Here is a 13,898-nt window from a genome sequence, read left to right on the forward strand (position 1 = left end):
TTTCAGTCAATTTATGCTAATATATGAGGCAGACTTACTTCTGGAAGTAATTATACTTGCCATCATCACCCTTGCGCCATTCGAACATGACATAAGGCGACAAGTTCGGATCACCCTTGTCATCATAAGACAAATCACCAAGCACCGTCTTGAAAGGACCTTTACCCTTCAATGCGGCAGCCACTTCCTGCGGATCATTGTTTCCAGCGGCATTGGCAGCATCAACCAGCGACTGAACACCTGCGTAAGCGTAGAAAGTGTAAGCCTCAGGCTCAAAGCCCTTGTCACGGAACGCCTTGATGAGATCGGCATTGGCTGCATCATCACGCGGATCTGGGCCAAAAGTGTTCAGAACACCCGCAACCGCATCGCCTGCAATGGACGCCAATTCGTTGGAGACGATGCCGTCACCCGAAATAAACTGAGCCTTCAAGTCCTGATCAGCCATCTGGCGGATGATGAGTGCCGCTTCCGGGTGCATACCACCCCAATAGACAGCAGTGATTCCAGCAGCTTTCATCTTGGAAATCAGTGCCGAGAAATCCTTGTCGCCCTGATTGACACCTTCATAAAGCGTTTCTTCCTTGCCATTGGCATTGAGCGACTTCTTGGTTTCATCAGCCAGACCCTGACCATAAGGCGTCTTGTCGTGCAGAATGGCGACTTTGCCGTCTTTGTAATTGTCAGCAATGTATTTGCCAGCAACGATGCCCTGCTGATCATCCCGGCGGCAGGTGCGGAATGTGTTCCACAAGTCGCGCTCGGTGAAGGTTGGGTTCGTCGTTCCTGGCGCGATCATCAGCACGCCATTTTCGGCATAAATGTCCGATGTCGGAATGCTGACGCCGGAATTGAAATGGCCGATCACAAACTGCACACCGTCACCAACGAATTTATTGGCGACAGAAATCCCTTGACGCGGATCGGCTGCATCATCGCCGTAAACAATCGTGATCTGCTCGCCATTCATGCCACCCTTGGCATTGGCTTCCGCAACAGCAGCTTCAACGCCGCGCTTGATCTGATCGCCATAGGCTGCCTGACCACCGGTTAACGGTGCTCCAACCCCCAGCAGCACATCGGCAAAAGATGCGCCCCCCATTGCCATCAGTGCAGAAAGGCATACGCCGCAGAATAACGACTTCTTCATTTCAACTACTCCCATTTCAAACGTTCTCCGAACAAAATTGCGGAAACGCCAACTCCACCAGAAGAGATTATTCAAGCGGGGCGACACCCATCGCCCCTCCTCCATGGCTCGAACTGCCCACCGTGTTTTACGCCAAACAATATCGTCAGGTTAGGTAAAATGACTTAAGACAGTCTTGTCTACCCATTATATTACCTAAATATGATGTTTTTTTCGCATGACTTAATGCAGCTACAGATTCCATAAAATAAAAATGCCCGACACATGGCCGGGCATTCTTTGGCTTTGCGCAATATTACTGTAAAAAATTACTGCTGAACGTAAGTATATTTCCCGTCAGCACCCTTTTCCCACTTATACATAACGTAACCTGGAAGCTTCGGATCACCCTTCTCGTCATAAGACAGATCACCAAGCACTGTAGGGAACGGGCCTTTTTCCTTCAGAGCCTTGGCAACTTCCTGTGGGTCATTGCTGCCGGCAGCCTTTGCTGCCCCCGCAAGCGACTGCACCGCCGCATAGGAGTAGAGGGTATAGGCTTCTGGCTCAAAGCCTGCATCGCGGAACTTCTTAACGAGTTCAGCATTTGCCGGGGCATTGCGCGGATCTGGGCCGAACGTGTTCAGCGTGCCTGCAACGGCATCGCCTGCAATCGAAGCGAGCTCGTTGGAGACGATACCATCGCCTGAAATGAACTGGACCTTCAGACCCTGATCGGCGAGCTGACGGATGATGAGACCGGCTTCGGCATGCAGACCACCCCAATAAAGAACGGTGACACCCTGCTGCTTAAGCTTGGCGATCAGCGCTGAGAAATCTTTCTCACCCACATTCACGCCTTCATAGACGGTTTCTTTGACGCCCAGTTCGTTCAGCTTCTTCTTGGTTTCATCGGCAAGGCCCTGACCATAAGGGGTCTTGTCGTGAATGATAGCAATCTTGCCATCCTTGAAGTTGTCGAAGATGTACTGCCCGGCAACAATGCCCTGCTGATCATCACGGCCGCATGTACGGAACGTGTTCCACAGACCGCGCTCCGTATAGACCGGGTTGGTTGCAGCTGGCGAAATTTCGAGAATGCCGTTTTCAGCATAAACATCAGAAGCCGGGATCGAAACGCCCGAGTTGAAGTGACCGATGACATATTTCACACCGTCAGCAGCAAACTTGTTGGCAACCGAAATACCCTGCTTGGGATCCGACACGTCGTCGCCAAGCGTGATCGTGATCTTTTCGCCATTGAGGCCACCGGCATCATTGATTTCTTTGATTGCAGCCTCGGCACCTTTTTGAATCTGCGCGCCATAAACAGCATTCGGACCAGTCAGCGGTGCGCCAATGCCCAACAGCACATCTGCCCAAGCCGAGCCACTAAAAGCCATCACCGCTGCAAGAGCAACGCCTGAAAAAAGCGATTTCTTCATTACTTGAACTCCCGATTATAGTTACCCCTAAACGATGTTTTTACATCGCCTTATTGTCTTGCTGATCACCCAGCAATATCTACGCTGAATTCTATCCGTTCAACGTGATCTTTTAGGGAAGCTCCGCTGCAAGCGCCTTGTTTTAAACACGTCTCCCAAAATCGGTTCCCACGTTTGGAAGACATAGATTTGCAGCGAAGCTTCGAATTATTTTGCCTTCCAGCTCAAAGGCGAAGCTTTTTCGTAGAGCCAGTTATATTGGCGCACCATCTGCTTGGTTCGGGTAAACCGGAATCCGATCGTCCCAATGATGATCAGCACGATCAGGTCAACCAGATAATAATGCAGCGAAAGCAGCGTGCCCTCAAACAAGGCATAGTGAATGAAGCGAACCGCTGCCGCCAATGGGATAAGATAGAGCAGAAGATGCGGATAAGTCCGCCACGTCTGCGCACAGGCCCGTCCTGTCATCCAGGCAGCCCAACCGCCCAAAAGGCACGTGATGAGAAAAAACAGCCAGAACGACGGTTCTTCGTAGAGAATTCCCTGCATGTTTTCCTCCTTAATGCCTTCCGCCTTCAAGATAGGCTGCACGCACTTCCGGGTCAGCCAAGAGTTCGCGACCAGCGCCGCTCATGGTGATTGATCCATTGACCATCACATAACCGCGATCAGCAAGTTTCAGCGCACCAAAAGCATTCTGCTCGACGAGAAAGACCGTCAACCCCTGCGTGCGGTTGAGTTCCTTGATCGCTTCAAAAATCTGCTTGACGATCAATGGTGCAAGGCCAAGGGAAGGCTCATCGAGAAGCAGAAGTTTCGGACGCGCCATCAGCGCGCGCGCAATTGCCAGCATCTGCTGCTCGCCGCCTGAAAGGGTGCCGCCACGCTGCGTGATGCGTTCCTTGAGACGCGGGAACAAATCAAACATCAGCGCAACATCTTCTTCGAAATATTGCTGATTATCGAGACTTGCCCCCATCTGCAGGTTTTCAAGAACCGTCATACGCGGGAAAATGCGACGACCTTCCGGCGACTGTGCAATACGCAGCTTTGCAATCTCATGCGGCGGCAAAGACGTGATGTCCTTGCCCCCAAAGAGAATACGGCCCGTCCGCGCCCGTGGGGAGCCGAAAATCGTCATCATCAGCGTGGACTTGCCAGCACCATTCGCACCGATGAGTGCAACGATCTCCCCCTCATTGACCGTCAGATCAATACCCTTGAGAGCACAGATATTGCCGTAATAGGTCTCAACCTTCTCAACAGCGAGAAGCGGTTGTTTGGTCTGCATGGTTTCAGCCGTCATTATTCGCTTCCCTTCTTAGGCTTCGCCGGAGCTTGAGGCGCTTTGGCAGCTTTTACGGGTGCGCTCTTGTGACTTGTGGGAACATCGCCAGCTTCAACACGCTTTGAAAACTCGGTTGCTTTGCCTGCGGCAAGCTGGGCCGCCTGTCCAACCCAGTCCTCACGCGCAATGCGCCCATCAAATTCGAGATAGGTTTCAACTTCAACGATGTGGCTTTCAGTCCACGCGGCAATCTGATCAAAATGATAGATACCGTGCTCGTTCAGTTTCTTCTCATTGACTTCACCAATACCCTTGATGAACGTGAGATTATCGGGCCGACCATCGCGAGCAGCAGCCAGTCCGCCTGCAAAACGCACGGGCTCCTCGATCTTTTCTTCCTCGATTGCCTCTTCGGCAAGTTGCGTTGCAATGAAATCAGCCGGATCGCCAGTGCCCGGCTTGTCGGCCACTTCGATCAGATCAGCAATTTCATCATCGTCCACACCGAGATAGGCGGCAATAACGCGCGGATCATTCTTGACGTGTTCCGGCGAACCGTCAGAGATCTTGGTGCCATATTCAAGCACAATAACATGGTCGGAAATTTCCATCACCACCGACATGTCATGCTCAATCAGCAAGATCGACGTGCCCGTTTCCTTGCGAATATCAAGCAGCAGCTTGTTCAGCTCTGCCGATTCACGCGGATTAAGACCAGCCGCAGGCTCATCAAGGCAAAGAATTTCCGGCTCGGTGCACATGGCACGCGCAATTTCCAGACGGCGCTGATCGCCATAAGGCAGATCACCAGCCGGATCATCCGCACGATCAATGAGGCTGATCTTCTCAAGCCAGTAGCGCGCTTTCTCAATCGCTTCCTTCGCAGCCTTCCTGTAGGTCGGAAAACCAAGCAGACCAAGGATCGTATAGCCCGACGAGCGCATCAGCGTGTTGTGCTGTGCAACAAGCAGGTTTTCGAGAACCGTCAAGCCCGAGAACAGACGAATATTCTGGAAGGTACGCGCAACACGCGCATCCTGCGTGATCTTGAAATCAGGCAAGCGCTCTAGAAGGAATTTCTCGCCGGTATTCCGGTTCATTGTGAGCATACCGCCGGTCGGCTTGTAAAACCCGGTAATGCAGTTAAAGACCGTGGTCTTGCCAGCACCATTGGGGCCGATGATCGCCGTGATGTCGCCGCGCTTTACATTAAAGCTCAGATCATTGATCGCGACGAGACCACCAAAGCGCATCGACAGATGCTCAACTGTAAGAATGGTATCTTTCGAACCATTGCCAGCCATAATTTTTGTCTCCGCCATCAGCCGTGCCCTTCCTTGGTAAAGGCACCCGACACCATCTTCTTCTCGTTCAGGAATGCACTTGGTTCGCGGCTTCCAACAAATCCGCGCGGCTTCCAGACCATGACAACCACCATGGCAAGACCGAAGATCAGCATACGATAGAGTTCAGGGGTGAAGTTTGGACCGAAAATGGCTTTCAGGAAGCCCATTTCGCGCAGGATTTCTGTACCACCAATCATCGCAATCGCCGCAATGGCAATCCCGACGAGCGATCCCATGCCCCCCAGAACCACGATAGCCAGAATAACGGCCGATTCGAGGAACACAAAGGATTCAGGACTTACAAACCCCTGACGCGCCGCAAAGAACGAACCGGCAAAACCACCAAACATAGCCCCTGTCGCAAAGGCGGTAAGCTTGGTCGTGGTGGTGTTGATGCCGAGCGAGCGGCAGGCGATTTCATCCTCACGCAGCGCTTCCCATGCACGACCAACCGGCATGCGGCGCAGACGGATCGTCACCAGTGCCGTGATGAGCGCCAAAATGAGAATGATATAGTAAAGGAAGAATTTGTAATGAGCTGCCGAGAAGGTCAGGCCATAATAGGCGGCAAAGCCGTCCTTGCCCGCATTGAACTGCAGACCGAAGAACGTCGCCTTGGCAATGCCCGAAATACCGAAGGTCCCTTTGGTAAGGTCCGTCCAGTTTATCAGCACAAGTCGGATGATTTCACCAAATGCCAGCGTCACAATGGCCAGATAATCGCCGCGCAGGCGCAAAACCGGGAAGCCCAGGATAACACCCCAGGTCGCAGCCAACAGTCCCGCGATTGGCAGAAGAACCCAGAACGACCAACCAAAATAGGCAGACAAAATGGCGTATGAGTAAGCGCCAACTGCATAGAAAGCGACATAGCCGAGATCAAGCAGACCTGCGAGACCAACAACGATGTTAAGCCCCCATGCAAGCATCACATAAATGAGGATCTGCACACCGAAATTATCGACCCATTTCAGCGACCCCTGCCAGCCCACAAGAGCAACGATCAGGATCGGATAGGCAAAGAGGAATGCAACACCAAAATGCGAAAAGTGCCTGCGGAAGAAAGATGGCGCTTCCGCTGCAACCGAAGCGCGGCTGGCCTTTTCAAACTTGCGTGCCTGAAGCCAGGGCTGCAGGAATGCGATAAAGGCAAAACGTCCCACAGCCGCGATTGCAACAAGCGTTGCAAGTGCGCCCCAGCGCTCCGTCAGTACCAGCTCATTGCTGATGTTCTGGTCGGTTTTGAAACCGACAATGAGAACGAAAAGCCCAAACGCCAGAATACCGGCAATGAACCCTTCACGAATGGCCCGGACAAAAAGGGAATCCGGGCGTGAACCTGTTTGTACGGCCATGATTACACCTTTTCGACTTCAGGTCGGCCAAGAATGCCGGACGGCATGAAGATGAGGACGATGGCAAGGATCGAAAACGCGGCAACATCCTTGTAATCGATCGAGAAATATGCGGACCAAAGCGCTTCAATGAGACCGATCAGCAGACCGCCAACCACCGCACCCGGCAACGACCCAATCCCGCCCAGAACCGCCGCGGTGAAAGCCTTGACGCCGGGGATAAACCCGTCAGCAAAGGAAATAACGCCGTAGAAGGAGAGATAAAGCGTACCCGCAACAGCCGCCAGCATGGCACCCATGACAAAGGTCAGTGAGATCACCCGGTCAACATTGATGCCAAGCAACGCTGCCATCTTGCGGTCCTGCTCACACGCACGCTGCGCACGCCCCAGAGAGGTCCGATTGACGATATACCAGAAAATCGTCAACAACACCGCGGTCACCACGATAACCACGATCTGCTTGAGCGAGACAGTCACATCGGTTCCAAAGAGGCTGTATGAGCCGTTCAGCAACTGCGGAACCGGCTTGTTGCGCGGCCCTTGTGTCACCTGAACAAAGTTGGACAATGCAATTGACATACCGATCGCTGTGATCAGCGGCGCCAGTCGAAACGACCCACGCAGAGGCCGGTAAGCCGCCCGCTCAATCGTCCAGCTCCAGAGCCCTGTCAGAACCATTGCAACGACCATCATCAAAAGCAACATGAGCGCTATTGGCAGCGCACCTATGAACGTTGTGATGATCAGAAAAACAATCAGCGCCATGAAAGCGCCGAGCATAAACACATCGCCGTGAGCAAAGTTGATCATGCCGATAATGCCGTAGACCATCGTGTAACCGATGGCGATCAGGCCATAAATCGATCCGAGCGCAAGCCCGTTGATCACTTGCTGGAAGAAATATTCCATCGAGAAGCCACCCATTTAACTCTACCCGGTATTATTGCCGCATCATTATTTCGTGCGGCTTCGTTTTATTCCCGGATAATTACACCTAACGGCTGTATTAAGGATTGCAAGCCCCTTTTGTCTCAGACAAAAGACTAATGACTTACTTCCTCCACAAACTAGTTATGTCCCCTATGAAGTACCCTGTATATATATTTTTCTCCTATTAAGAGGCCAGTATTCCACATTTTTCCCGAGACGTCTCAGACAAAAAATAGGGAGTTTCTCCCTATTTTTGCCTGCCGTACCGGTTTTACGCAACCGTGAATCCGTGTGCGAAGGGATCACGATCATCAATGAAGATCGTATTATAGCCTGTCATGCGTGCCCAACCGGCGATTGAAGGGATGATTCCCTGCTTTCCAGCCACCTCCACAGCACGCTCAACTCGCCCATGAAACAGCGATCCGATAATGGATTCGTGCACGAAATCGTCGCCCGGCTTCAGCTTTCCCTTGGCCGCAAGCTGTGCCATGCGCGCGGAAGTGCCTGTACCGCAAGGGGAACGGTCAATGGCCTTCTCCCCGTAGAAAACGGCATTGCGGGCATGGGCTTCCGGCTGAGTCGGCTTGCCTGTCCACAAAATATGGGTCAGACGATTGATGTCGGGCAATTCAGGGTGCTGGAACTTATATTTCTCATTCAGGCGTTCGCGCAGCACCGGGCTCCACGCAATAAGCTGCAACGCGGAATAATCTTTCATGTCGGTATAATTTTCTTGCGCCTCGACAATCGCATAGAAATTTCCACCATAGGCAACATCGACCTTGATCGGCCCAAGGTCCGGACATTCCACTTCAAGACCTTCTGCATAAAGGAAGGCCGGAACATTGGTCAGACGCACACGGTCGACATATTGTCCGTTTTGCTCATATTCGATTGCAACCAGACCTGCCGGTGTTTCAAGATTGAGCTTACCCGGCGTCTTTGGCGTCACCAGCCCCTGCTCAATCGCCATAGTAACCGTGCCAATCGTGCCATGACCACACATCGGCAGGCAGCCCGATGTTTCAATGAAGAGCACCGCGACATCGCAATCGGCGCGTGTTGGCGGGTAAAGGATTGAGCCGGACATCATGTCGTGGCCGCGCGGCTCAAACATGAGGCCCGTGCGGATCCAATCATACTCGCGCAAGAAATGTGCGCGCTTTTCCATCATGTTGGCACCAACGAGGTTGGGGCCGCCGCCCGCAACCAGACGCACTGGATTGCCGCATGTATGTCCGTCGACGCAGAAAAAGGAATGTCTTGCCATGATGGTCAGTTCCGAAAACGTTGTGGCTTGAAAGGTTCTATATCGATTGCTGGCGCAGTGCCGGTGATCAAATCACATATGATACGTCCTGTCGCCGCCGATTGTGTAAGTCCCAAATGTCCGTGGCCAAAGCCATAGTAAATATTCCCGCCTGCTGATGCGCGGCCGATAACCGGCATAGAATCGGGCATGGACGGACGATAGCCCATCCATTGCCGCCCGCCTTCGGTCTTCAAGCCCGGCAAAAACATCGCAGCTTTTTTGAGCATGGCGGCAGAGCGCGCGTAATTGGGCGGCAGATCAAGGCCACCGAACTCGACGGCCCCACCGACCCGTAGCCCCGTTGCCATCGGGCTGATAACAAAACCATGTCCAGGGAAGGTCAGTTGCCGCTTCACATCGAAGCTACCAACCGGCAATGTCGTATTATAGCCGCGCTCCGTATCGAGCGGCACCAGATCGCCAAAACCTTTTGCGAGGTCTTTCGACCATGCACCGGCCATCAGAACGAGATGCGTGGCATCAATCTGCATCGCATTGTCGAGGCGCACAACCGCGCCCCCATTTTCAGCCTGCGCGCTTGCCACAGAAGCTTTGAGAAAACGCGCACCCTTTGTTTCGGCATAGGCCCAGATCGCCTGACCGAAAAGCTTGGGATCACTGACATTCTTCCAGCCCGGAACAAAGGTGCCTGCGACAAAGCGCGGATCAAGCCCCGGCTGCAACGCTTTCAAGCGCTCGCCGCGCACATGCTCATAGGCAATCCCGGCCTTTGCCTTTGCATCCCAGCCCGCCTGGGACGCAGCAAGCTCGCCTTCGCTTTCATAAAGCTCCAGATTGCCAGCTTCCTGCAAACGGTCCCGCAAGCCTGCCCTATCAATCAATCCCAGCATCTCGCTTTGCGCAAGTTGCATCATATTGCCCTGCGCAACGGTCGTTTTTTCCAGCGCCTGCGCGCTGCTCGCCCGCCAGAAGCGATAAAGCCATGGGATCATTTTTGGAAAATAAGACGCGCGGATCGTGAATGGTCCAAGCGGGTCCATCAACCAACCCGGAACCTTGCCCATAACGCCTTTGGAGGCCATCGGCAGAATATCAGAAAAGGCCAGCGCTGCCGCATTGCCGGAACTCGTTTCCTCGCAAATGCCGCTTCGGTCAATCACCAGAACATCGCGACCAGCCTCGGCCAGCAGGGCAGCCGTTGCCACGCCAACAATGCCGCCACCGATGATGACAATATCATACCGCCGCTTCGAATCAGAGTTCATAAATGCACGGCTCCCAACCAGTATTCATCTAAGCTGACACCTGTGATGCATTTTCATAGCGCTCACATGGATCGTCTAACCATTTTTTGGAATGACTCCATGTCAAAAGCTCGCTATCGATGATCATCGCGCAAGCGTGGCGTTCTGCTTAGTGTGCGATGTCACAGCGTCAATTGTTGATATATCAGAGATATATCTATAGGATTAATTTGTGTCAATTCCCATCGGTACAAGGCTTAGATCTGCATGGAACATGCAAGTGTCGGCGAGAAAAACATGAAAAGCAGCACAGCTCTGATCGACAGCTGGGGTAACGAAAGCCTTGCTGAACAGGCTTATCGCGTGCTGGAACGCCTGATCGTTACACTGGAACTGGAGCCCGGCTCGATCGTTAACGAGCGCACGCTGATTGAAATGACGAATATGGGGCGCACTCCGATCCGTGAAGCCATCCAGCGGCTGGCATGGGAGGGACTGGTTGAAGTTCGGCCACGCTCCGGCATCGCGATTGCACAGATTGATCCGAAAGATTTCGGTAAAGTTCTGGATGCGCGCGAAGGCGTCGAGCGGGTGCTGGCACGTGATGCTGCACGCTTTGGCAGCGCACGCGATTATGAGCGGCTGAAAGCTGCCGCCGATGCGATGCGTCAGGCCGTACCATCAGAAGACGTGTCGCTGTTTCTGGATGCTGACAAGGCATTTGATATCGTGCTGGGCAGCGCCGCCGGCAATCATTATGCTGCGCGTGTTGCAGCGCCGCTGCAAACCCATAGCCGCAGGTTCTGGTTCAGACTGCGGCCTTCAACCGGGATAACCGGCTCTGCCAAGGCCCATGCGGAACTGATCGAAGCGATTATTTCCCGCGAACCTGAACGGGCAAGCGATACGGCCAGCAAACTGATGGAATATTTGCGCACACTCGCGCCTTGAGCGTCGTGCAATCGTACTCGCGCATCCCGAAAAGTGTGAAACGGTTTTCGGACAAAAATGCTGGTTAAAGCAAAGCATGAGAGCGTTGATCTGGTCCAATCAGATCGACACGCGCTCTAATGCGCATTGTTCATCGAATCCGACATCTTGCGCATCACGTTGAGCGCAGTGCTCAACTCTTCATCGCTGACGCCTTCGAGCAAATCGGCGCGCACGTCACCAGCAAGCTTGACCACCTCTTCGGCAAGACGCTTGCCTTGTTCCGTCATCACAATCCGCTTCGCCCGACGATCACCATCGACGGCCCGCCGTTCAACAAAGGCCTGCCGCTCCAGCCCATCAATCAGACGAACCATGGTTGCGTTTTCAATCTCAAGAACCTCTGCCAGTTCCTTCTGATAGAGACCTTCCTGTTCTATCAGCGTCAACAACGTGCGTGCGCGTGCCAGTGTAAGGCCGCGTTCCTTTACGCGAGCATCAAACACAGTACGAAGTCTGCGATTAACCTTGGTCATCGCATCAATCATGTCTGCACTGAGATCCGCTCTGTTCATAACGACTACCTTATATTAGCGAGCTAACAATTATTGATGGGATAAATTGGCAACTCAATATTTTCAAGCGGTCTTTTGATTCTCACGCAAGCGTGATGGACATAAAACATGGTCCAGCCAGCCCCATGTATGGGTCGGTAAAAGTATGTTTCAAATAAAAAAAAGCGGGCCAAAACCCGCTCTTTCAAATTCTGTCTTAATGGGAAGCCGTAGCCTGACCTTTTCAGGCCGGAAGCACCTGCCCCTGAAGCGTCATCAGCTGATGCAGAAAAACTTCTGCCTTCGTGCGATGTTCGTTCGTCGCGGCATCTTCGATATGCTTGCGCGCAAGGTCAATACGCTTCTGAATATCAGCAGAATCGATGTCATCAACATGGATTGCCGATTCGGCCAGAACTGTGCAGCCCTGCGGCGTAATGTCGGCAAAGCCGCCAAAAACCACATAAGAATCAGATTTGCCGTCGCTCTGCTTCACCGAAACGACACCCGGCATGATCGTCGTCATCAGCGGCGAATGTCCTGCAAGAGCCGTCAGGTAGCCTTCGCTGCCCGGAATGACGACTTCCGTCACCTCAGCCGAAAGCAGGAGGCGTTCTGGCGACACGAGTTCGAATTGGAAAGCTTGAGCCATGGTTCTCACTTAAATTTCTGGAGCCTGATCCCGAAAAAATCCGTTTCGGTCAATGATCACACTCAAACAAATGAACAGGCATTTTCGGCGGACCAACAAGCCCGCCGAAAACTCAATTCATTAAGCGGCTTCAGCAGCCAGCTTCTTTGCCTTTTCGATCGCTTCTTCAATCGAGCCAACCATGTAGAAGGCTGGTTCTGGAAGATGATCGTATTCACCGGCGCAAAGACCCTTAAAGCCCTTGATGGTGTCTTCGAGCGCAACGAGCTTACCTGGCGAACCGGTGAACACTTCAGCAACGAAGAACGGCTGCGACAGGAAGCGTTCGATCTTACGAGCGCGCGCAACGGTCAGCTTGTCTTCTTCCGACAGTTCGTCCATGCCGAGGATGGCGATGATGTCCTGAAGAGCCTTGTAACGCTGCAGGATTGCCTGAACCTGACGGGCAACTGCATAATGCTCTTCACCAACGATCATTGGATCGAGCATACGCGACGTTGATTCCAGAGGATCCACAGCCGGGTAAATACCCTTTTCAGCGATCGAACGGTTCAGCGTTGTGGTCGCATCCAGGTGGGCGAACGAGGTTGCTGGTGCAGGGTCGGTCAAGTCGTCGGCAGGAACGTAAATAGCCTGAACCGAGGTAATCGAACCCTTGGTCGTCGTGGTGATGCGTTCCTGCATCTGGCCCATGTCGGTTGCCAGCGTTGGCTGATAACCCACAGCGGATGGAATACGGCCCAGAAGTGCCGAAAGTTCCGAACCAGCCTGCGTGAAGCGGAAGATGTTGTCCACGAAGAACAGAACGTCCTGGCCCTTGTCACGGAAGTTTTCAGCAACCGTCAGACCCGACAGAGCAACGCGTGCACGCGCACCCGGAGGCTCGTTCATCTGACCGTAAACGAGTGCGGCCTTGGAGCCTTCACCGCCACCGAGCTTGTTCACGCCCGATTCGATCATTTCGTGGTAAAGGTCGTTACCTTCACGGGTACGTTCACCAACGCCTGCGAATACCGAGTAACCGCCGTGCGCCTTAGCAACGTTGTTGATCAGTTCCATGATGAGAACGGTCTTGCCAACGCCCGCACCGCCGAACAGACCAATCTTACCACCCTTTGCGTAAGGCGCGAGAAGGTCAACAACCTTGATGCCCGTTACGAGGATTTCAGCTTCGGTCGACTGTTCGATATATGCTGGCGCTTCCTGGTGGATCGCACGACGCGCAGTGGTCTTGATCGGACCGGCTTCGTCAACTGGCTCACCGATAACGTTCATGATGCGGCCGAGCGTTTCTTCGCCAACCGGAACCATGATCGGGTTGCCCGTGTCGCGCACTTCATGACCGCGGACCAGACCTTCGGTCGAGTCCATAGCGATGGTGCGAACAGTGTTTTCGCCCAGATGCTGTGCAACTTCAAGAACCAGACGGCTGCCGAGGTTGTCGGTTTCCAGAGCGTTAAGAATCAGCGGGAGCTGACCGTCTTCGAACTGTACGTCGACAACAGCGCCGATAACCTGAGTGATCTTGCCTACTGCGCCGGCCTTTGCAGCCTTTGGAGCTGCTTCAGACTTGGCAGCGGCTGTCTTTGCCGGAGCCTTCTTGGCTGGAGCTTTTGCCGCTGCTGGCTTCGCTTCGGCCGCGGCGGTAGTTTTCGGGGTCGCTGCTTTTGCCATCGATCCTTTACCTTCCGTTAGCATGATCCCGAAAAGTTGCAGACTTTTCGGGGAATATCATGCGATGAAC

13 protein-coding genes are annotated in these 13,898 nt (G+C 53.3%); 1 reads left to right on the plus strand and 12 read right to left on the minus strand.

Annotation, left to right across the window (positions count from 1 at the left end; genetic code table 11):
* Positions 1-34: 34 nt before the first annotated feature.
* The 9 genes from OPR82_RS11230 to OPR82_RS11270 all read right to left on the minus strand — a co-directional run bounded on the left by OPR82_RS11230 (position 35) and on the right by OPR82_RS11270 (position 10,039).
* On the minus strand, positions 35-1,150 hold the full coding sequence (locus tag OPR82_RS11230) for a branched-chain amino acid ABC transporter substrate-binding protein (protein WP_265984863.1): 1,116 nt from the start codon (positions 1,148-1,150) through the stop codon (positions 35-37).
* 308 nt (positions 1,151-1,458) lie between these two features.
* Positions 1,459-2,574, minus strand: coding sequence for a branched-chain amino acid ABC transporter substrate-binding protein (locus OPR82_RS11235; protein ID WP_265984864.1), 1,116 nt, complete (start codon positions 2,572-2,574; stop codon positions 1,459-1,461).
* Between the two features lie 207 nt (positions 2,575-2,781).
* Positions 2,782-3,126 (minus strand): DUF6867 family protein, encoded by a 345-nt coding sequence (locus OPR82_RS11240; RefSeq protein ID WP_265984865.1) that lies wholly within the window; start codon positions 3,124-3,126, stop codon positions 2,782-2,784.
* Positions 3,127-3,136: 10 nt separating this feature from the next.
* Positions 3,137-3,883, minus strand: a complete 747-nt coding sequence (locus OPR82_RS11245) for an ABC transporter ATP-binding protein (protein ID WP_265984866.1) — start codon at positions 3,881-3,883, stop codon at positions 3,137-3,139.
* Positions 3,883-5,169 (minus strand): ATP-binding cassette domain-containing protein, encoded by a 1,287-nt coding sequence (locus tag OPR82_RS11250; RefSeq protein WP_265984960.1) that lies wholly within the window; start codon positions 5,167-5,169, stop codon positions 3,883-3,885. The genes OPR82_RS11245 and OPR82_RS11250 overlap by 1 nt, the downstream gene beginning before the upstream one ends.
* 17 nt (positions 5,170-5,186) lie before the next feature.
* Positions 5,187-6,566 carry a high-affinity branched-chain amino acid ABC transporter permease LivM gene (livM, locus tag OPR82_RS11255; protein ID WP_265984867.1) on the minus strand — a complete coding sequence of 460 codons (1,380 nt, stop codon included), beginning with the start codon at positions 6,564-6,566 and terminating at the stop codon, positions 5,187-5,189.
* Positions 6,567-6,568: 2 nt separating this feature from the next.
* The gene (locus OPR82_RS11260) at positions 6,569-7,477 is read right to left on the minus strand and encodes a branched-chain amino acid ABC transporter permease (protein ID WP_265984961.1); all 909 of its coding nucleotides are present in this window, start codon (positions 7,475-7,477) and stop codon (positions 6,569-6,571) included.
* A gap of 292 nt (positions 7,478-7,769) precedes the next feature.
* Positions 7,770-8,771, minus strand: a complete 1,002-nt coding sequence (locus tag OPR82_RS11265; RefSeq protein WP_265984868.1) for a 4-hydroxyproline epimerase — start codon at positions 8,769-8,771, stop codon at positions 7,770-7,772.
* A 5-nt stretch (positions 8,772-8,776) separates the two neighbouring features.
* Positions 8,777-10,039: an NAD(P)/FAD-dependent oxidoreductase gene (locus tag OPR82_RS11270; RefSeq protein WP_265984869.1), complete on the minus strand. Its 1,263-nt coding sequence runs from the start codon at positions 10,037-10,039 to the stop codon at positions 8,777-8,779.
* A gap of 246 nt (positions 10,040-10,285) precedes the next feature.
* Between OPR82_RS11270 and OPR82_RS11275 the strand changes: the two genes are divergently transcribed.
* Entirely contained in the window at positions 10,286-10,969 is a 684-nt protein-coding gene (locus OPR82_RS11275; protein WP_265984870.1) for a GntR family transcriptional regulator, read from the plus strand.
* 116 nt (positions 10,970-11,085) lie between these two features.
* Here OPR82_RS11275 and OPR82_RS11280 read toward each other — a convergent pair whose 3' ends face one another.
* The 3 genes from OPR82_RS11280 to atpD form a co-directional block, all read right to left on the minus strand.
* Positions 11,086-11,523: a MarR family winged helix-turn-helix transcriptional regulator gene (locus OPR82_RS11280; protein ID WP_265984871.1), complete on the minus strand. Its 438-nt coding sequence runs from the start codon at positions 11,521-11,523 to the stop codon at positions 11,086-11,088.
* Positions 11,524-11,746: 223 nt separating this feature from the next.
* Positions 11,747-12,154: a F0F1 ATP synthase subunit epsilon gene (locus OPR82_RS11285; RefSeq protein WP_265984872.1), complete on the minus strand. Its 408-nt coding sequence runs from the start codon at positions 12,152-12,154 to the stop codon at positions 11,747-11,749.
* Positions 12,155-12,274: 120 nt separating this feature from the next.
* A complete protein-coding gene (atpD, locus tag OPR82_RS11290; protein ID WP_265984873.1) occupies positions 12,275-13,828 on the minus strand; it encodes a F0F1 ATP synthase subunit beta in 1,554 nt (517 codons plus the stop codon).
* Between the last annotated feature and the right edge of the window lie 70 nt (positions 13,829-13,898).

The organism is Ochrobactrum chromiisoli (genome assembly GCF_026241335.1).
GTDB classification, from domain to species: Bacteria; Pseudomonadota; Alphaproteobacteria; order Rhizobiales; family Rhizobiaceae; genus Brucella; species Brucella chromiisoli.